The sequence below is a fragment of the Pseudomonas sp. St386 genome (genome assembly GCF_018325865.1).
Lineage (GTDB): Bacteria > Pseudomonadota > Gammaproteobacteria > Pseudomonadales > Pseudomonadaceae > Aquipseudomonas > Aquipseudomonas brassicacearum.
Window position 1 is genome coordinate 6,204,729 of record NZ_AP021900.1, and the last position, 19,438, is coordinate 6,224,166.

A 19,438-nucleotide genomic window follows, 5' to 3' on the forward strand; every position below is an offset into this window, starting at 1 on the left:
TGAGTCGCGCCCGCGTCCCGCTTCGCTTTTAAGGCCTTTTTGCATGTCCGATCCTCGTTACCAGGTCGACGTCAGCGTCACCACCCGTTTTCTGGCAGAACAGTCGCAACCCGAGCATGACCGCTTCGCCTTCGCCTACAGCATTACCGTGCGCAACAACGGCTCCTTGCCGGCCAGGCTGCTGTCACGGCATTGGATCATCACCGACGGCGATGGCCATGTCGAAGAAGTGCGTGGCGAAGGTGTGGTCGGCCAGCAGCCGTTGATCGACGCTGGCAAAAGCCACAGCTACAGCAGCGGCACGGTGATGACGACCAAGGTCGGCACCATGCAGGGCACCTACCAGATGCTGGCCGAGGACGGCAAACGCTTCGACGCCGTCATCAAACCCTTCCGTCTGGCCGTGCCCGGAGCCCTGCACTGATGGCCACGTATGCGGTCGGCGACCTGCAAGGCTGCCTCGATCCGCTCAAGTGCCTGCTGGAGCGCGTTGCTTTCGATCCTCAAAAAGACACGCTGTGGCTGGTGGGCGACCTGGTCAACCGTGGCCCGCAGTCCCTCGAGACGTTGCGCTTTCTCTACAGTATTCGTCAGTCGCTGGTGTGCGTGCTCGGCAACCACGACCTGCATCTGCTGGCTGCCTGGCAGAACATCGAGCGCCTGAAAAAGTCCGACACCTTGAGCGAAATTCTCGACGCCCCCGATTGCGTTGAACTGCTGGAGTGGTTGCGCCAGCAGAAGCTCATGCACTACGACGAGGCGCGCAACCTCGCACTGGTTCATGCCGGCATTCCGCCCCAGTGGTCCCTGCGCAAGGCGCTCAAGTGCGCTGGCGAAGTCGAACAGGCATTGCGCGACGACAATCTGTTCGCCCCCTACCTGGATGGCATGTACGGCAACGAGCCGGTCAAGTGGGACAACGACCTCACTGGCAGCGCTCGTCTGCGCGTCATCACCAATTATTTCACGCGCATGCGCTTCTGCACCCGCGACGGCAAGCTCGATCTCAAGGGCAAGGAAGGCATCGAGACGGCGCCGCCCGGCTATGCCCCCTGGTTCAAGCACAGTGAGCGCAAGACCCGTAACCTGAAGATTATTTTCGGACACTGGGCGGCACTGGGCGGCCAATCCGACGAGCCCGGCGTCTTCGCCCTCGATACCGGTTGCGTGTGGGGCAGCGCCATGACCCTGATGAACGTCGACACTGGCGAGCAACTGCATTGCGATTGCGATGAACAGGGCCACGCCAAAACCCATCACCCGACCACTGCACCATTGCCGGCCGGCACTGCCGTTTGACCGGCGTTGCGCTTCAGCTACAGGAGCCCCTCATGAGCGAATTCAAACGCATCCCCCCGGAACAGGCCCAGGCCCTGCGCGAGCAAGGCGCGGTCGTCGTCGACGTCCGCGACCCAGCCACTTTTGCGGCTTCGCATATCAGTGGCTCCCGGCATCTGGATAACCATTCCATCGCCGACTTCATCCGTGCCGCCGACCTCGATGCACCTACGGTCGTGGTCTGCTATCACGGCAACTCCAGCCAGAGCGCAGCCGCCTATCTGGTCAGCCAGGGCTTCAGCGACGTCTACAGCCTGGACGGCGGTTTCGAGTTGTGGCGTGCGACTTATCCTTCAGAAACAGCGCAAGACAATCACGAATAATTTTTTATGCCGTCCAAGCCCGCGTGAACCGTGGGCTTGAGCGATGGCAGACGAACGGTCTGCCATAACTAATTACGTATTCCACCTTTACCTCCGCGATTCCGAACTATCCTTAGCCTCAGGCCATCCAAAACAGGGGAGAGCCGGTACACCGGCGCGCGGGTCATCGGGAGTCAGCTTTCAAGAACCTGTATTCTTGAAAGCATTCTGGGGGGTAAAACGGCAACTGGGTTCCCAGCGGCTGTCCAGCATCGACTGATTGATCCGACACCGGCTCCACGTATCGAGCGAGGTGACGTCATGAGCATTTTTAGCCACTTCCAGCAACGTTTCGAGTCCACGCGGCAGGAGGAATACTCGCTGCAGGAATACCTCGAACTCTGCAAGCAGGACCGCAGTGCCTATGCATCGGCTGCGGAGCGTCTGTTGCTGGCAATCGGAGAACCGGAGCTGCTGGATACCTCGACCAATTCGAGGCTCTCGCGAATCTTTTCCAACAAGGTGATTCGCCGCTATCCGGCCTTTGCGGACTTCCACGGGATGGAAGAATGCATCGAACAAATCGTGTCCTATTTCCGCCATGCCGCCCAAGGCCTGGAAGAGAAGAAACAAATCCTTTATCTGCTCGGCCCCGTGGGTGGTGGTAAATCGTCCCTGGCCGAGAAGCTCAAGCAACTGATCGAAAAGGTGCCCTTCTACGCCATCAAGGGCTCGCCGGTGTTCGAATCGCCTCTGGGTCTGTTCAACGCCACTGAAGATGGCGCGATCCTCGAGGAAGACTTCGGCATTCCACGCCGCTATCTCAATACCATCATGTCGCCATGGGCAACCAAGCGCCTGGCCGAGTTCGGCGGTGACATCAGCCAGTTCAAGGTGGTCAAGCTCTACCCATCGATCCTCAACCAGATCGCGGTGGCCAAGACCGAACCGGGTGACGAAAACAACCAGGATATTTCCGCCCTGGTGGGCAAGGTCGATATCCGCAAACTGGAAGAATTCCCACAGAACGACGCCGACGCCTACAGCTATTCGGGCGCGCTGTGCCGGGCCAACCAGGGCCTGATGGAATTCGTCGAAATGTTCAAGGCGCCCATCAAGGTGCTGCACCCACTGCTGACCGCCACCCAGGAAGGCAACTACAACAGCACCGAGGGCCTGGGGGCCATTCCGTTCACCGGCATCCTGCTGGCCCACTCCAACGAATCGGAATGGCATACCTTCCGCAACAACAAGAACAACGAGGCCTTCATCGACCGGATCTACATCGTCAAGGTGCCGTACTGCCTGCGAGTGAGCGACGAGGTGAAGATCTACGACAAGCTGCTGTTCAACAGCTCGCTGTCCAAGGCTCATTGCGCACCCGACACCCTGAAGATGCTTGCCCAGTTCACGGTGCTGTCGCGCCTCAAGGAACCGGAAAACTCCAACATCTATTCGAAGATGCGCGTGTACGACGGTGAAAACCTCAAGGACACCGATCCGAAGGCCAAGTCGATCCAGGAATACCGCGACAACGCGGGGGTCGATGAAGGGATGAACGGACTGTCCACACGTTTCGCGTTCAAGATCCTGTCCAAGGTCTTCAACTTCGACCCTCACGAGATCGCAGCCAACCCGGTTCACCTGCTGTATGTGCTGGAACAGCAGATCGAGCAAGAGCAATTCCAGGCCGAAACCCGCGAGCGTTACCTGCGTTTCCTCAAGGAATACCTGGCCCCACGCTACATCGAGTTCATTGGCAAGGAAATCCAGACGGCGTATCTGGAGTCCTACAGCGAGTACGGCCAGAACATCTTCGACCGCTACGTGCTGTACGCAGACTTCTGGATCCAGGACCAGGAATACCGCGACCCGGAAACCGGCGAAATACTCAATCGCGTGGCCCTCAACGAGGAACTGGAAAAAATCGAGAAACCGGCGGGCATCAGCAATCCGAAGGACTTCCGCAACGAGATCGTCAACTTCGTACTGCGCGCCCGGGCCAACAACAACGGCAAGAACCCAACCTGGCTCAGCTATGAAAAGCTGCGGGTGGTCATCGAGAAGAAAATGTTCTCCAACACCGAAGACCTGCTGCCAGTCATCAGTTTCAACGCCAAGGCCAGCAAGGAGGACCAGCAAAAACACAACGATTTCGTCACACGCATGGTCGAACGTGGCTACACCGACAAACAGGTACGACTGCTCTCCGAGTGGTATCTGCGGGTCCGGAAATCGCAGTAAGCAGCGGCAAGCTTCTAGCTACAGCCTGTAAGGGAACGGCGTTGAGCCCATGGCTCGACGCCACGCCCCTTGCAGCTTGAGGCTTACGACTTGAAGCTCCCCCGGAGGGGCCTATGAGCTATGTGATCGACCGACGCCTTAATGGCAAGAACAAGAGCACGGTGAACCGTCAGCGGTTTCTGCGGCGTTACCGTGACCACATCAAGAAGGCCGTCGAAGAGGCGGTCAGCCGGCGCTCCATTACCGACATGGAACACGGCGAACAGATCAGCATCCCCGGTCGCGACATCGACGAGCCGGTGCTTCACCATGGTCGCGGTGGCAAACAGACCGTCGTGCACCCCGGCAACAAGGAATTCACCAGCGGCGAGCACATCCCCCGTCCCCAGGGCGGAGGCGGCGGCAAGGGGCCCGGCAAGGCCGGCAACTCCGGCGAAGGCATGGATGAGTTCGTGTTCCAGATCACCCAGGAGGAATTCCTGGAGTTCATGTTCGAGGACCTGGAACTGCCGAACCTGGTCAAGCGCAACCTGACCGGCACCGACACTTTCAAGACCGTGCGTGCCGGGATCAGCAATGAAGGCAATCCGTCGCGCATCAACATTATCCGCACCCTTCGCTCAGCCCACGCCCGGCGCATCGCACTGTCGGGCAGCAGCCGGGCCAAACTGCGCGAGGCCAAGGAAGAACTGGCCCGCCTGAAACGCGAAGAACCCGATAATTTTGGCGACATTCAGGACCTTGAAGCGGAAATCGAGAAACTCAGCGCCCGCATCCATCGCGTACCGTTCCTCGACACGTTCGACCTCAAGTACAACCTGCTGGTGAAACAACCAAACCCCAGCTCCAAGGCGGTGATGTTCTGCCTGATGGACGTCTCCGGTTCCATGACCCAAGCCACCAAGGACATCGCCAAGCGTTTCTTTATCCTGTTGTACCTGTTCCTGAAACGGAACTACGACAAGATCGATGTAGTGTTCATCCGCCATCACACCAGTGCCCGGGAAGTGGACGAAGAGGAATTTTTCTATTCCAGGGAAACCGGCGGCACCATCGTTTCCAGCGCCCTGAAGCTGATGCAGGAGATCATGGCCGAGCGCTACCCCGCCAACGAATGGAACATCTATGCAGCCCAGGCGTCGGACGGTGACAACTGGAACGACGATTCACCAATCTGCCGCGACATCCTGATCAACCAGATCATGCCGTTCGTCCAGTACTACACCTACGTGGAAATTACTCCACGCGAACATCAGGCCTTGTGGTACGAATACGAACGGATTGCCGAAGCTTTTTCCGACACATTTGCCCAACAGCAATTGGTCTCGGCCGGGGATATATACCCGGTCTTCCGTGAACTCTTCCAGCGCAGGTTAGTGACATGACCGCCAAAAAAGAGCAGAAGCGCCAGCCCATTTCCACCGGCTCCGAATGGACATTCGAGCTGATCAAGGCCTACGACCGCGAAATCAGCCGTATCGCGGACCGTTATGCCCTCGACACCTACCCGAACCAGATCGAGGTGATCACCGCCGAGCAGATGATGGACGCCTATGCGTCGGTCGGCATGCCGCTGGGCTATCACCACTGGTCCTACGGCAAGCACTTCCTCAGTACCGAGAAATCCTACAGCCGGGGCCAGATGGGGCTGGCCTATGAGATCGTCATCAACTCCGATCCGTGCATCGCCTACCTGATGGAAGAAAACACCATCTGCATGCAAGCCCTGGTGGTGGCGCATGCCTGCTATGGGCACAACAGCTTCTTCAAGGGCAACTACCTGTTCCGCACCTGGACCGATGCCAGCTCGATCATCGATTACCTGGTGTTCGCCAAGCAGTACATCATGCAATGCGAGGAACGCCATGGTATCGACGCGGTGGAGGACCTGCTGGACTCCTGCCACGCCCTGATGAACTACGGCGTGGACCGCTACAAGCGGCCATATCCGATTTCCGCCGAAGAAGAACGCCGGCGCCAGAAGGATCGCGAAGAGCACCTGCAAAAACAGATCAACGATCTGTGGCGCACCATTCCCAAAGGTGCAGACAAGTACAACGAAAAAGACAATGCCCGATTCCCTGCCGAACCCCAGGAGAACATTCTCTATTTCATTGAAAAACATGCGCCGCTGCTTGAGCCGTGGCAGCGGGAAATCGTGCGCATCGTGCGCAAGATCGCCCAGTACTTCTATCCACAGCGCCAAACCCAGGTCATGAACGAGGGCTGGGCCACGTTCTGGCACTACACGCTGATGAACGACCTGTACGACGAGGGACTGGTCACCGACGGCTTCATGATCGAGTTCCTGACTTCCCACACCAGCGTGGTGTTCCAGCCCGGCTTCGACAGCCCGTACTACAGCGGTATCAATCCTTACGCACTGGGCTTCGCCATGTACCGCGACATTCGGCGCATGTGCGAAAACCCCACCGAGGAAGATCGTCGCTGGTTCCCGGACATCGCTGGCTCGGACTGGTTGTCCACCATTAAATTCGCCATGAGCAGCTTCAAGGACGAAAGCTTCATCCTGCAGTACCTCTCGCCCAAGGTGATTCGCGACCTGAAACTGTTCAGCATCCTCGATGACGATCAGAAAGATGACCTGCTGGTACCTGCCATTCACGATGAGGGCGGCTACCGCATCATTCGCGAAACCCTGGCGGCGCAGTACAACCTGGGCAATCGCGAGCCCAATGTGCAGATCTACAGCATTGACCGCCGCGGAGATCGCTCGCTGACCCTGCGGCACCAGGCGCACAACCGCAAACCGCTGGGCGACTCCACCGACGAAGTGCTCAAGCATCTGCATCGCCTCTGGGGTTTCGACATCCACTTGGAAACCCTGCAAGGCGACCAAGTGATGAAAACCCATCACGTGCCACCCAGAGGCGAACAAGCCGAAGGAGACTACGGTCGCCTGGATCTGGCCGTCATTCATCTTTGATCCCGTTTTCGCCTCCGGACGTCCGACGCAAAGGTTATCCTGTCGGACCAACGGAGGTTTTTTATGCAGATCTATAAAGTCGGCGGCGCCGTTCGCGACCGCCTGCTGGGCATTCCCGTCACCGACATCGATCGGGTCGTGGTGGGTGCCACCGCCGAGGAAATGCTCGCCAGGGGGTTTCGCCCAGTGGGGGCCGATTTTCCGGTATTCCTCGACCCGAAGAGCGGCGAGGAGTACGCCCTCGCCCGCACCGAACGCAAGAGCGGCCGAGGTTATGGCGGCTTCGTGTTCCATGCCAGCCCTGAAGTGACCCTGGAGGAGGACCTGGTTCGCCGGGACCTGACGATCAACGCCATGGCCGAAGATGACCACGGCAACCTGACCGATCCGTACCATGGTCAACGCGATCTGGAAGCCCGCGTGCTACGCCACGTTTCCCCCGCTTTCGCCGAAGATCCCCTTCGAGTCCTGCGGGTTGCCCGCTTCGCCGCGCGTTATGCTCCGCTGGGTTTCAAGGTGGCGGACGAAACCCTTGAACTGATGCGCCAACTCAGCGATTCCGGCGAACTGGAAGCACTGACGGCCGAGCGCAGCTGGAAAGAAATTTCCCGCGCCCTCATGGAAAAACAGCCACAGGTATTTATCCAGGTCTTGCGCGACTGCACGGCCCTCAAGGTCCTGATGCCAGAGGTCGATGCGCTGTTTGGCGTGCCCCAGCCTGAAGCCCATCACCCGGAAATCGACACCGGCGTCCATACCCTGAGCGTGCTGGAACAAGCCGCCCTGCACCAACAACCGCTGACGGTCCGCTGGGCCTGCCTGCTCCATGACCTGGGCAAAGGCCTGACACCCCGACACGAATGGCCACGACACATCGCCCATGAGCACACGGGGCTGAAGCTGATCAAAGCGGTCAACGAACGCTTCAAGGCTCCCCGCGACTGTCAGGAATTGGCGTTACTGGTTGGCCAATACCACACCCATGGTCATCGCGCGCTGGAGCTCAAGGCGTCAACTTTGCTTGAGCTGCTGCAGAGTTTCGATGTGTACCGTCGACCTCAGCGCTTCGAGGAGTTCATCGCAGCCTGCGAGATGGATGCACGGGGGCGCAAAGGGCTTGAAGACAGAAGTTATCCACAGGCTGATTATTTGCGGGGCGCAGCGGCAGCAGCCCGCGCGGTGGCGGTGCAGCCTTTGCTGGAGAAGGGCTTCAAGGGACCGGAGCTGGGTGAGGCGATCAAGCGCGAGCGCCTCAAGGCGTTGAAAGGCTACAAGGAAGCGGCGAGCTGACGGGCGTTCGTGTCAGTTTGCATTTTGGCTGGATGTTCCGCCGTCATCGCGAGCAAGCTCGCTCCCACAGGGATCTCGGTATACCTGTGTGGGAGCGAGCTTGCTCGCGATAGCGGCAGGCGCCTCAGCGCAGATTCGATGGCGTAAGCTGCTGGCCTCGCCATTCGAAAGCCACTGGCGCCAGCACTTGGTCGATCTGCGATTCCTCCCACAAAGTAGCGAAGCTTTTGCCCACGCCTGGGTGAATCCGATCCGGCGCGATCAACGACAAAGGCCATAGGACGAAGGCGTTCTTGAGGATTTCCGCGCGCGGCAGGATCAGCCCATCGAAGTTGCCGACCTGTTCGCCATACAACAACACGTCGATATCCAGCGGCAGCCCCTTGCGGTCCGGCGCATAGCGACCGTTGTCCGCCTCGATGAACTTGAGACGACGATCCAGCTCCATCAGGGGCAGATCCGTGAAGGCCGAGACGACGAAATTGAAGAATGGCCCGCTCTTGATACCCACCGGCTGGCTCTCGAACACGGCCGAACAGCGGATGTCCACCAGGAAACCGGCCAAGGCTTCAAGACCGGCGCACAGATGGGTTTGGCGCTCGATATTGCTGCCGAGCCCGAGAAAAACCTGAGTCAGCGACATCCGCGCTCGATCTCCACACCAACGCCGCTGGCCGCTGGTACGGCGCCAGGCTTGGTTAATTTCAGACGCAGCCAGGTGATCTTGAACTCGTCCATGAGCTCCTGGGCCAATCGCTCGGCAAAGGTCTCGACCAATTGGAACTGCGCCTGTTCGGCAAATGCCTGGATGCGCGACGATACGCTGGCGTAGTCGAGCGCCAGGGTCAGGTCGTCACCCGCAGCGGCCGGGCGGTTGTCCCAGGCGAAGCTCAGGTCAAGCCGCAGGCACTGTCGAATGCCTCGCTCCCAGTCGTAGGCCCCGATTACCGTGTCGACTTCCAGGCCCTCGATAAACACTCTGTCCAAGCACTCTTCTCCGCAGCACGACAAGGGCGCAATGCGCCGTTAGAATCAGGGCGTCCTCGCCCGGAATAGTTAGCATGTTTTGGTTACTGGCGATTCTCGCCTACCTGCTCGGCTCGCTGTCCTTCGCCATTTTGCTCAGCCGCCTGACCGGTCGCCCGGATCCGCGAATGAGTGGCTCAGGCAATGCCGGCGCCACCAACATGCTGCGCCTGGCCGGACGCAAACTCGCCATCCTGACCCTGCTGGGCGACCTCTGCAAAGGCCTTGTCCCGGTATTGATCGCCAGCCTCGCAGGGCTCTCGTTGCAGCAACAGGCCTGGATCGGCGTCTGCGCCGTCATCGGCCATCTATTCCCGCTGTACTTTCGCTTTCGTGGCGGCAAGGGTGTCGCCACCGCCGCCGGCATGCTGCTGGGCCTGTACCCGCCCGCCGCCCTGCTGGCTGTCTGTGCCTGGCTGCTGACGTTCTACCTGACCCGCACCAGCTCCCTGGCCGCGCTGATCGCCACACCGCTGACCCTGCCGTTGCTGGCCTGGCAGGAACCGGCGGCCTTGCTGCCAATGACCGCACTGGTAGCGCTGATCGTCTGGCGTCACCGGGGCAATCTACGCGACCTGTTCGCCGGGCGCGAACGGCATTTTTAAATGATGTTTCACAGCGGCGCCAACTGCTCCATCGGCCAGCGCGCCTGTACGCTGATCGCCAGGCTTTCGTGCTGGCCGGCCTGCAAGCGCTGACAACCGGCAAAGGCAATCATCGCGCCGTTATCTGTACAGAACTCCGGCCGGGCGTAGTAAACGTCGCCCTTCATGTCGCCGAGCATTTTCTCCAGCGATGTCCGCAAGGCCTTGTTCGCGCTCACGCCGCCTGCGATCACCAGGCGCTTGAGCCCGGCCTGCTTGAGGGCACGCTTGCACTTGATGGTCAAAGTCTCCACCACGGCCTGCTGGAACGCCAGTGAGATGTCGCAACGGGCTTGCTCACTGTCGTCCCCGACGCTGACGCACTGCTGCCAGGTGTTCAGGGCAAAGGTCTTCAACCCGCTGAAACTGAAATCGAGGCCGGGACGGTCGCACATTGGCCGCGGGAACACGAAGCGCCCATCGACCCCTTGCGTCGCAAGCCGAGAGATTTCCGGCCCACCGGGATAATTGAGGCCCATCATTTTTGCAGTTTTGTCGAACGCTTCGCCGGCAGCATCATCGAGCGTCTCGCCGAGCAACTCGTATTGGCCGATGCCATCGACCCGAATGAGCTGCGTATGGCCGCCCGATACCAACAAAGCGACGAACGGAAATTGCGGCGGTTGCGACTCCAGCATCGGCGCCAGCAGGTGGCCTTCCATGTGATGCACGCCCAGGGCCGGAATCCCCCAGGCAAAGGCCAGCGCCTGGGCACAGGAGGCGCCCACCAGCAACGCGCCCACCAGGCCCGGGCCGGCGGTGTAGGCGATGCCGTCGATCTCGGTCGGCACGCAGCCGGCTTCGGCCAGGACCTGGCGGATCAAGGGCAGCATGCGCTTGACGTGATCGCGGGAGGCAAGCTCGGGCACCACCCCGCCATAGGCGCGGTGCAGGTCGATCTGGCTGAACAGCGCATCGGCCAGCAGGCCGCGTTCACTGTCGTAAAGTGCGACACCAGTTTCGTCGCAGGAGGTTTCTAATCCCAGTACTAGCATGGGTTTGCGCCTTGTAGAGGCTGAATTCGAAGGCGCGCATAATAGTCGCCGCGTTGTGCCCCGACCAGCGGTTTTCGATCAGAGGCTTTGCATTCCGAGCGTTGAGGGGTTAACATCCGCAACCCTTAAAAACCGACGTCTTCAAGTGCTCTTTTGCCGCGAGGATGTTGACCCCGGTAATGAATGAAGGTAGCTCTGGATGCCAGCCGTCAAAGTAAAAGAGAACGAACCCTTCGACGTAGCTCTGCGTCGTTTCAAGCGCTCCTGCGAAAAAGCCGGTGTTCTGGCTGAAGTTCGTAGCCGCGAATTCTACGAGAAGCCGACTTCTGAGCGTAAGCGCAAGGCAGCAGCCGCTGTTAAGCGTCACGCCAAGAAAGTTCAGCGCGAGCAGCGCCGCGCCGTACGTCTGTACTAATACACAGACGTCCGTAGCAAGCTTCTGCCAAGCCCGGCCTTCAAGCCGGGCTTATGGCATTTGCGGAATAACGCTTGATGCTTCACTGTCAAAGCCGCAGACGCGACCAAGACAACCTGCTTCACCGCGTCAGACCTGGCTCTTTTGCCAGCGGTGCACGTCTTTCCTGACGAGCCTTCCAAGGCTACCGACGAGCACACCCTGATTCCTCTAACGACGATCAGCCCAAGGCACCTGCCTGCGTGTCCGCTTCATGAGCTATCCGAGGCCTGAACGGCCGTTACCGGATTCAGCGCAACACATTCAAACAGTCGAATACTGATAGTTATTAACGTCAGTGGATTATCGGCAGATACACTTCCCGACAGCGATGATGCAGACGACCCGGTCGAGCCACCGATTTAGCGTGCCTCAAACCCAGACCCGGTTACGCCTGCCGATTTCGGGTCCATATTTCGCGCAGTGATGATGAGAACGCCATGGCCGGGCTGATTCCCCAGAGCTTTATTGACGACCTCCTGAACCGCACCGACATCGTCGACGTGGTCAGCTCTCGCCTGCAAATGAAGAAAGCGGGCAAGAACTACACAGCTTGCTGCCCGTTCCATAAAGAAAAAACGCCTTCTTTCAGCGTCAGCCCCGACAAGCAGTTCTACTATTGCTTCGGCTGCGGCGCTGGCGGCAATGCCCTCGGTTTCATCATGGACCACGACAACCTGGACTTCCCCCAGGCCGTCGAAGAACTGGCCAAAGCCGCCGGCATGGAAATACCCCGCGAGGAAAGCGGTCGACAGCACAAGCCACGTCAACCGACCGATTCTCCGCTTTACCCCCTATTGACGGCGGCGGCGGATTTTTATCGCCAGGCCCTCAAAAGCCATCCGGCACGCAAGGCTGCGGTGGATTATCTCAAGGGCCGCGGCCTGACCGGCGAAATCGCCCGGGACTTCGGCCTCGGCTTCGCCCCGCCCGGCTGGGACAACCTGTACAAGCACCTAAGCAGCGATACGCTGCAACAGCGCGCCATGATCGACGCCGGCCTGCTGATTGAAAATGCCGAAACCGGCAAGCGCTACGACCGCTTCCGCGACAGGGTCATGTTTCCGATCCGCGACACACGCGGGCGGATCATCGCCTTTGGTGGCCGGGTGCTGGGGGACGACAAGCCGAAATACCTGAACTCCCCGGAAACCCCGGTGTTCCATAAGGGCCAGGAACTCTATGGCCTGTACGAAGCACGCAAGAACAACCGCAATCTTGATGAAATCATTGTCGTCGAAGGCTACATGGACGTTATTGCCCTGGCCCAGCAAGGCCTGCGCAACGCCGTGGCGACCCTGGGCACGGCCACCAGCGAAGAGCACATGAAGCGCCTGTTTCGCGTGGTGCCCAACGTGCTGTTCTGCTTCGACGGCGACCAGGCCGGCCGTAACGCCGCCTGGCGCGCACTGGAGGCCACCTTGCCGTGCCTGCAGGACGGACGCCGGGCACGCTTCCTGTTCCTGCCCGAGGGCGAGGACCCGGACACCCTGGTGCGCTCCGAAGGTACCGACGCGTTCCGTGCGCGGATCAACCAGCACGCACAACCGTTGGCCGACTATTTTTTCCAGCAATTGACCGAAGAAGCCGATCCACGCTCCCTCGAAGGCAAGGCCCACATGGCCACCCTCGCGGCACCGCTGATCGACAAGGTGCCCGGTGCCAACCTGCGCACACTCATGCGCCAGCGCCTGACCGAGATCACCGGCCTGAACAGCGAAGCGGTCAATCAATTGGTGCACAGCGCCCCCCAGGAGGCGCCACCGGCTTATGACCCGGGCGTCGATTACGACGCGATGCCGGATTTCGCCGACTATCATCAACCCCAACAGGATTACGCCCCCCAGCAGGAATGGACACCGAAAAAACCCGGCAGTGGCGGCAAGAAATGGGACAAGAAACCCTGGGACAAGAACGGCAAGCGCGGCGATCGCGACCAGCCACGTGCCCCGCGCGTGCCGGCCGCCGTCGAACCACCAACACTGGCCGCCTTGCGCACCTTGCTGCATCACCCGCAACTGGCAGAAAAAGTAGAGGACGCCGGGCACTTCGCCGCCGAGGACCACAGCAATACGCAATTGCTGGTTGCACTCCTTGAAGCCGTGCAGAAGAACCCCAAGCTAAACTCTTTCCAATTGATTGCACGGTGGCACGGCACCGAGCAGGGGCGTCTGTTGAAGGCCCTGGCCGAGAAGGAATGGCTGATTGAAGGAGACAACCTTGAACAACAGTTTTTCGACACCATTACTAGCTTATCCGCCCGCCAACGCGAGCGAAACCTGGAACAACTTCTGCGAAAAGCTCGTCAGAGCGAGTTGACCAGCGAAGAGAAAAACCAATTGCGCGACTTACTCAGCCGCAATGTTTGCGCATCAAACCCGACCTCAACTGGCGCGTGAGGTCACAGCTCAGGTATAATCCTCGGCTTGTTTTTTGCCCGCCAAGACCTTCAGTGGATAGGGTGTTATGTCCGGAAAAGCGCAACAGCAGTCTCGTATCAAAGAGTTGATCCTATTGGGTCGTGAGCAGGGCTACCTGACTTACGCGGAGGTCAACGACCACCTGCCGGAGGATATTTCAGATCCGGAACAGGTGGAAGACATCATCCGCATGATCAACGACATGGGGATCAACGTATTCGAGGTTGCTCCAGATAAGGATGCCCTTATGCTGGCCGACGCCGATACCGACGAGGCGGCCGCTGAAGAAGCGGCCGCAGCGTTGGCAGCGGTCGAGACCGACATTGGTCGCACCACCGACCCCGTGCGCATGTACATGCGTGAAATGGGTACGGTAGAGCTCCTCACGCGTGAAGGCGAAATCGAAATCGCCAAGCGTATTGAAGAAGGCATCCGTGAAGTGATGGGCGCAATCGCGCACTTCCCTGGCACGGTTGACCATATTCTCTCCGAGTACACCCGCGTCACCACCGAAGGTGGCCGCCTGTCCGACGTCTTGAGCGGCTATATCGATCCGGACGACGGCATTGCGCCGCCTGCCGCCGAAGTGCCGCCACCGATCGACGCGAAAGCCGTCAAGGCCGACGACGACACCGATGACGACGAGGCCGAAGCGAGCGACGACGAGGAAGAAGCCGAAAGCGGTCCGGATCCGGTCATCGCAGCACAGCGTTTCGGCGCTGTGGCCGACCAGATGGAAATCACCCGCAAGGCGCTGAAAAAGCACGGCCGCAACAACAAGCAGGCGATTGCCGAGCTGTTGGCACTGGCCGAGCTGTTCATGCCGATCAAGCTGGTACCGAAGCAATTCGAAGGCTTGGTCGAGCGTGTTCGCAGTGCCCTGGATCGCTTGCGCCAGCAAGAGCGCGCGATCATGCAGCTTTGCGTGCGTGACGCCCGCATGCCGCGTGCCGATTTCCTGCGCCAGTTCCCTGGCAACGAAGTCGACGAAAGCTGGACCGATGCACTGGCCAAGGGCAAGAGCAAATACGCCGAAGCCATTGCCCGCCTGCAACCGGACATCGTTCGTTGCCAGCAGAAGCTCAGTGCGCTGGAGGCCGAGACTGGCCTGAGCATCGCCGAGATCAAGGACATCAACCGTCGCATGTCGATCGGCGAGGCCAAGGCCCGTCGCGCGAAAAAAGAGATGGTCGAAGCGAACTTGCGTCTGGTGATCTCCATCGCCAAGAAGTACACCAACCGCGGCCTGCAATTCCTCGACCTGATCCAGGAAGGCAACATTGGCCTGATGAAGGCGGTGGACAAGTTCGAATACCGTCGCGGCTACAAGTTCTCGACCTATGCCACCTGGTGGATCCGTCAGGCGATCACTCGCTCGATCGCCGACCAGGCCCGCACCATCCGCATCCCGGTGCACATGATCGAGACGATCAACAAGCTCAACCGTATTTCCCGGCAGATGCTGCAGGAAATGGGTCGCGAACCGACGCCGGAAGAGCTGGGCGAACGCATGGAAATGCCTGAGGACAAGATTCGCAAGGTATTGAAGATCGCTAAAGAGCCGATCTCCATGGAAACCCCGATCGGTGATGACGAAGACTCCCATCTGGGTGACTTCATCGAAGACTCCACCATGCAGTCTCCGATCGATGTTGCCACTGTCGAGAGTCTCAAGGAAGCGACTCGCGAAGTACTCTCCGGCCTCACTGCCCGTGAAGCCAAGGTACTGCGCATGCGCTTCGGCATCGACATGAATACCGACCACACCCTTGAGGAAGTCGGTAAGCAGTTCGATGTAACCCGTGAGCGGATTCGTCAGATCGAAGCCAAGGCGTTGCGCAAACTGCGCCACCCGACGCGAAGCGAGCATCTGCGCTCCTTCCTCGACGAGTGACCTTCAAAACCCCCGGCCCTGCCGGGGGTTTTGTTATGCACAGATAAAATCCCCTTCGTTACGCTCCTCAGCACCCTGTTGCCCGTCTACACTCGAATCATCCTCCCCAAGCCATGTCGAGACAGTGATGCCCAGACTGACGGCCGCGCTTTTGCTGTCATTGATGACCTGGACCGCAACAGCTGGCGCGTTGACGCTCACCGACGAGGAGCTCCGCTGGCTCAAGGACCACCCAGACCTGCGCCTGGGTGTCGATGCCTCATGGCCGCCGTTTGAGTTTCGTGACGACCAGGGCCGCTATCAGGGCCTGGCTGCCGACTACGTCGAGATCATTCGTGAACGGCTGGCCATCAAGCTCACCCCCATCGAGCCAGCCAGCTGGACCGCCGTGCTGGAGCAGGTCGTACAGGGAAAGATAGACCTTTTGCCGGGCATCATGTCTACGCCGGAACGCCAGAATTACCTGGCGTTTACCCGGCCTTACCTGGATTTCCCCATTGTCATCCTGGCCCATCGCGGTGGCGCCCAGCCGCACAACCTCAAGGAGCTGTACGGGCTGAAAATCGCCGTGGTGGAGAACTATGCCCCCCATGAATTGCTGCGCAACCACCATCCCGACCTGAACCTCGTGGCGCTGCCCAACGTCAGTTCAGCCCTGCAAGCCCTGGCAACCGACGAGGTGGACGCGGTAGTGGGAGATCTGGCCTCCAGTGTCTGGAGCCTGCGTCAACTCAAGCTCGAAGGCCTTTATGTCAGCGGGGAAACACCGTATCGCTATCAGTTGGCAATGGCCGTCCCTCGAGACAACAAGATATTGGTGGGCATCCTGGACAAGGTCATGGCGGACATGAGCCCGGCCGAAGTTGCCGAGATCCAGCAGAAATGGGTTGGCAATGTACATGACTACCGCCAGCTCTGGTCAGACTTGCTGCTTTACGGCCTGCCTGCGTTGCTGCTCCTGGTCGGCATACTGGCGGTGGTGATTCGCATCAACCGCCGACTGAGCTCGGAAATCGCCCGGCGGGTCGAGCTGGAACAAGAACTGCGCAGCAGCGAATACCATTACCGTGGGCTGGTAGAGAGCTTGTCAGCCATCGCCTGGGAGGCAAGGGTCAGCGACTTCACTTACAGCTACGTGTCGCCCCACGCCGAAGACTTGCTGGGCTATCCCCTTTCCCATTGGCTGATACCGGGCTTCTGGCGCAACATCATTCATCCCGCCGACCTTATCCGTGCCCAGACCTACTGCGATCATGAAGTGCTGGCGGGTCGCGACCACTGCATCGATTATCGCGTGATCACCGCCGACGGCCGCTGCCTGTGGGTGCGCGATATTGTCAGCCTGATCGAACACGGGCACGAACCGGTTATGCGTGGGCTGATGATCGACATCAGCGAAGCCAAGCGCACCGAGGAAGCACTGCGCCTTTCGGAGCAGAAATTTGCCTCGGTGTTCCGCCAGTGCCCGGACATCCTGGTGATTGCACGGCTGTTGGACGGTTGTCTGCTGGAGGTCAACAAGGCCTTCGAAGAACAGGTCGGCCTGAGTGCCGCCGAGGTGGTGGGACGCAACGCAACCGAACTGAATATCTGGGGCATCCAAGGCGTGGGGCCGGCCCTGTTGCAGCGCTTGCAGGCCGGCAGCATTCGCAACCTGGAAATGCCCTTTCGCCGTAGCAACGGCCAGGTGTTCACCGGACTGATCTCTGCCGAGCCCTTCGATCTCGACACGACGCCAGCCCTGGTCGTGGTGGTGCGGGACATCAGCCAGCTCAAGGAAACCCAGCAGCAATTGCAGACATCCGAAGAGAAGTTTGCCAAGGCGTTCCACGCCTCGCCCGATGGCCTGTTGTTGTCCCGGCAAAGCGACGGCCTGCTGATCGAAGTCAACGAAGGCTTCAGCCGCATTACCGGTTTCAACAGTGCCCTGTCGGTGGACCGCTCTACCCTGGACCTGGGCATCTGGGTCAACCTCAACGAGCGAAAGCAGATGCTGGACCTGCTGAAGCGGGACGGCTTCGTCAGGGACTTCAGTTGCCATATCCGTCGCAACGACGGGCAGATCCGGCTCTGCGAAGTCTCCAGTCGCCCGCTACCCATCGGCAACGAAGACTGCATGCTGACCATCGCCCGGGACATCACCGAACGCCATCTCATGCAGGAGAAACTGCAACAGGCCGCCACCGTATTCGAAAGCACGGCCGAAGGCGTGCTGATCACCGATACGCAACAGCACATCAGCGCGGTGAACCGAGCCTTCACCGAAATCACCGGCTACAGCGAAACCGAAGCCTTGGGCCATACACCTCGGTTGTTGGCTTCCGGCCTGCACGACAGCGCGTTTTACGCCGCGATGTGGCACCAGTTGACGGCCGAAGGGCACTGGCAAGGAGAGATCTCCAACCGGCGCAAGAACGGCGAGCTGTACCCCAGTTGGCTGACCATCAGCGCGGTGCGCAATCGGGACCGACAGATCACCCATTTCGTCGCGGTCTTCGCCGATATCTCCAGCCTCAAACACGCCCAGGCCCGGCTCGACTACCAGGCCCACCACGACCCGCTGACGGGCCTGCCAAATCGCACGCTGTTCGAAAGCCGCTTGCTGGCGGCTCTCAATGGCCAGCAGGAAAACGGTGGCCAGGGCGCCGTGCTGTTCCTGGACCTGGACCGCTTCAAGCACATCAATGACAGTCTCGGGCACCCGGTCGGCGACCTGTTGCTCAAGGGCATTGCCGTACGCTTGCGCGAGCAGTTGCGCGACATCGACACCGTGGCGCGCCTGGGCGGCGACGAGTTCATTATCCTGCTGCCGGGCCTGCAACAGCCCAGCGACGCCGAGCACATCGCCCAAAAACTGTTGAACTGCTTTGGCGCGCCGTTCCAGGCCGGCGAGCACGAGTTCTTCATCAGTGCCAGCATCGGCACCAGTCTCTACCCGCAGGACGGCTGTGACGTCGCCACGCTGGTGAAGAATGCCGACGCAGCGATGTACCGCTCCAAGGCCAAGGGACGCAACCGGGTGGAAAGCTACACCCGCGACCTCACCGCCCAGGCCAGCGAGCGAGTGGCCTTGGAGCACGAGCTACGGCGGGCGATTGAACGCAACGAGTTGTCATTGTCCTTCCAACCCAAAATCAGCCTCATCGACAACCAACTGGTGGGTGCCGAAGCATTGATCCGCTGGACGCACCCCACGTTCGGCGACGTGCCGCCGGAACACTTCATCCCTCTGGCGGAAGAAAACGGCATGATCCTGCAAATCGGCGACTGGGTGCTGGAGCGCGCCTGCCGGCAGTTGTGCGAATGGAATGACGCCTACGACAGCCTCGGCCCCCTTTCGGTCAATCTGGCCGGGGCCCAACTGCGCCAACCCAATCTACTGGGGCGCATCGAACAACTGCTGCGCGAGAACCAGCTCGAACCCGGCTTATTGCAACTGGAAATTACCGAAAACTTCATCATGAGCCAGGCCGAAGAGGCCCTGACGGTGCTGCACCAACTGAAAAAACTCGGCGTGCAATTGGCCATCGACGACTTCGGCACGGGCTATTCCTCTCTGAGTTACCTCAAGCGCCTGCCACTGGACATCCTCAAGATCGACCAATCCTTCGTCCGCGGCCTGCCCGACGACCCCCACGACGCGGCCATCGTGCGGGCAATCATCGCCCTGGGCCGCAGCATGCAATTCACCGTCATCGCCGAGGGCGTCGAAACCCTGGCCCAGCAGCAATTCCTGACCGAAGAAGGTTGCGAACAGATCCAGGGCTACATCGTCAGCCTGCCTCTGTGCGCCGATGAGTTTGCCGCAACGTTTCTTCGCATGACCGTTTCGGATTTTTCGGATAGCACAGCCGAGAAACCGTCGTTATAATCCGCGGCCTACT

At 59.9% G+C, this 19,438-nt stretch carries 15 protein-coding genes; 12 read left to right on the top strand and 3 right to left on the bottom strand.

The features are described 5' to 3' along the window. The first annotated feature begins 43 nt into the window (after nucleotides 1-43). The 7 genes from apaG (at nucleotide 44) to KI235_RS27595 (ending at nucleotide 8,121) form a co-directional block, all read left to right on the top strand. Complete coding sequence (apaG, locus tag KI235_RS27565; protein ID WP_003206172.1) at nucleotides 44-424, top strand: Co2+/Mg2+ efflux protein ApaG; 381 nt, start codon at nucleotides 44-46, stop codon at nucleotides 422-424. Beyond that, entirely contained in the window at nucleotides 424-1,299 is an 876-nt protein-coding gene (locus KI235_RS27570; RefSeq protein WP_003206174.1) for a symmetrical bis(5'-nucleosyl)-tetraphosphatase, read from the top strand. Before apaG ends, KI235_RS27570 begins: the two co-directional genes overlap by 1 nt. Before the next feature lie 32 nt (nucleotides 1,300-1,331). Continuing rightward, nucleotides 1,332-1,661: a thiosulfate sulfurtransferase GlpE gene (gene glpE / locus KI235_RS27575; RefSeq protein ID WP_003206176.1), complete on the top strand. Its 330-nt coding sequence runs from the start codon at nucleotides 1,332-1,334 to the stop codon at nucleotides 1,659-1,661. A 300-nt stretch (nucleotides 1,662-1,961) separates the two neighbouring features. Further along, a complete protein-coding gene (locus KI235_RS27580) occupies nucleotides 1,962-3,884 on the top strand; it encodes a PrkA family serine protein kinase (RefSeq protein ID WP_003206178.1) in 1,923 nt (640 codons plus the stop codon). 113 nt (nucleotides 3,885-3,997) lie between these two features. Further along, entirely contained in the window at nucleotides 3,998-5,269 is a 1,272-nt protein-coding gene (locus KI235_RS27585; protein WP_003206179.1) for a YeaH/YhbH family protein, read from the top strand. After that, nucleotides 5,266-6,831, top strand: coding sequence for a SpoVR family protein (locus tag KI235_RS27590; RefSeq protein ID WP_003206181.1), 1,566 nt, complete (start codon nucleotides 5,266-5,268; stop codon nucleotides 6,829-6,831). The genes KI235_RS27585 and KI235_RS27590 overlap by 4 nt, the downstream gene beginning before the upstream one ends. A 63-nt stretch (nucleotides 6,832-6,894) precedes the next feature. Then, nucleotides 6,895-8,121, top strand: a complete 1,227-nt coding sequence (locus KI235_RS27595; protein WP_003206183.1) for a multifunctional CCA addition/repair protein — start codon at nucleotides 6,895-6,897, stop codon at nucleotides 8,119-8,121. Nucleotides 8,122-8,245: 124 nt separating this feature from the next. On the opposite strand, the gene folK is transcribed toward KI235_RS27595, so the two are convergent. Beyond that, on the bottom strand, nucleotides 8,246-8,764 hold the full coding sequence (gene folK / locus KI235_RS27600) for a 2-amino-4-hydroxy-6-hydroxymethyldihydropteridine diphosphokinase (RefSeq protein WP_003206185.1): 519 nt from the start codon (nucleotides 8,762-8,764) through the stop codon (nucleotides 8,246-8,248). After that, complete coding sequence (folB, locus tag KI235_RS27605; protein WP_003206187.1) at nucleotides 8,755-9,108, bottom strand: dihydroneopterin aldolase; 354 nt, start codon at nucleotides 9,106-9,108, stop codon at nucleotides 8,755-8,757. The genes folK and folB overlap by 10 nt, the downstream gene beginning before the upstream one ends. Nucleotides 9,109-9,182: 74 nt before the next feature. Here folB and plsY point away from each other — a divergent pair, with 74 nt between their 5' ends. Further along, the gene (gene plsY / locus KI235_RS27610; RefSeq protein WP_003206189.1) at nucleotides 9,183-9,752 is read left to right on the top strand and encodes a glycerol-3-phosphate 1-O-acyltransferase PlsY; all 570 of its coding nucleotides are present in this window, start codon (nucleotides 9,183-9,185) and stop codon (nucleotides 9,750-9,752) included. An 8-nt stretch (nucleotides 9,753-9,760) separates the two neighbouring features. Here the strand turns inward: plsY and tsaD are convergent, their stop codons facing one another. Continuing rightward, nucleotides 9,761-10,786 carry a tRNA (adenosine(37)-N6)-threonylcarbamoyltransferase complex transferase subunit TsaD gene (tsaD, locus tag KI235_RS27615; RefSeq protein ID WP_003206192.1) on the bottom strand — a complete coding sequence of 342 codons (1,026 nt, stop codon included), beginning with the start codon at nucleotides 10,784-10,786 and terminating at the stop codon, nucleotides 9,761-9,763. 199 nt (nucleotides 10,787-10,985) lie between these two features. Between tsaD and rpsU the strand changes: the two genes are divergently transcribed. From rpsU to KI235_RS27635, 4 genes are all read left to right on the top strand, one after another. Next, entirely contained in the window at nucleotides 10,986-11,201 is a 216-nt protein-coding gene (rpsU, locus tag KI235_RS27620) for a 30S ribosomal protein S21 (RefSeq protein WP_002551877.1), read from the top strand. 479 nt (nucleotides 11,202-11,680) lie between these two features. Then, entirely contained in the window at nucleotides 11,681-13,639 is a 1,959-nt protein-coding gene (dnaG, locus tag KI235_RS27625) for a DNA primase (RefSeq protein WP_003206194.1), read from the top strand. A gap of 67 nt (nucleotides 13,640-13,706) precedes the next feature. Further along, on the top strand, nucleotides 13,707-15,554 hold the full coding sequence (gene rpoD, locus KI235_RS27630; protein ID WP_003206198.1) for an RNA polymerase sigma factor RpoD: 1,848 nt from the start codon (nucleotides 13,707-13,709) through the stop codon (nucleotides 15,552-15,554). 127 nt (nucleotides 15,555-15,681) lie between these two features. Next, nucleotides 15,682-19,425 (top strand): bifunctional diguanylate cyclase/phosphodiesterase, encoded by a 3,744-nt coding sequence (locus KI235_RS27635; protein ID WP_003206201.1) that lies wholly within the window; start codon nucleotides 15,682-15,684, stop codon nucleotides 19,423-19,425. The last annotated feature ends 13 nt before the right edge of the window (nucleotides 19,426-19,438 follow it).

Coding starts and splice junctions, on each gene's coding strand:
- apaG (WP_003206172.1), top strand. CDS start 44: ATGTCCGATCCTCGTTACCAGGTCGACGTCAGCGTCACCACCCGTTTT.
- glpE (WP_003206176.1), top strand. CDS start 1,332: ATGAGCGAATTCAAACGCATCCCCCCGGAACAGGCCCAGGCCCTGCGC.
- KI235_RS27570 (WP_003206174.1), top strand. CDS start 424: ATGGCCACGTATGCGGTCGGCGACCTGCAAGGCTGCCTCGATCCGCTC.
- tsaD (WP_003206192.1), bottom strand. CDS start 10,786: ATGCTAGTACTGGGATTAGAAACCTCCTGCGACGAAACTGGTGTCGCA.
- KI235_RS27635 (WP_003206201.1), top strand. CDS start 15,682: ATGCCCAGACTGACGGCCGCGCTTTTGCTGTCATTGATGACCTGGACC.
- folK (WP_003206185.1), bottom strand. CDS start 8,764: ATGTCGCTGACTCAGGTTTTTCTCGGGCTCGGCAGCAATATCGAGCGC.
- rpsU (WP_002551877.1), top strand. CDS start 10,986: ATGCCAGCCGTCAAAGTAAAAGAGAACGAACCCTTCGACGTAGCTCTG.
- plsY (WP_003206189.1), top strand. CDS start 9,183: ATGTTTTGGTTACTGGCGATTCTCGCCTACCTGCTCGGCTCGCTGTCC.
- dnaG (WP_003206194.1), top strand. CDS start 11,681: ATGGCCGGGCTGATTCCCCAGAGCTTTATTGACGACCTCCTGAACCGC.
- KI235_RS27580 (WP_003206178.1), top strand. CDS start 1,962: ATGAGCATTTTTAGCCACTTCCAGCAACGTTTCGAGTCCACGCGGCAG.
- KI235_RS27590 (WP_003206181.1), top strand. CDS start 5,266: ATGACCGCCAAAAAAGAGCAGAAGCGCCAGCCCATTTCCACCGGCTCC.
- KI235_RS27595 (WP_003206183.1), top strand. CDS start 6,895: ATGCAGATCTATAAAGTCGGCGGCGCCGTTCGCGACCGCCTGCTGGGC.
- rpoD (WP_003206198.1), top strand. CDS start 13,707: ATGTCCGGAAAAGCGCAACAGCAGTCTCGTATCAAAGAGTTGATCCTA.
- KI235_RS27585 (WP_003206179.1), top strand. CDS start 3,998: ATGAGCTATGTGATCGACCGACGCCTTAATGGCAAGAACAAGAGCACG.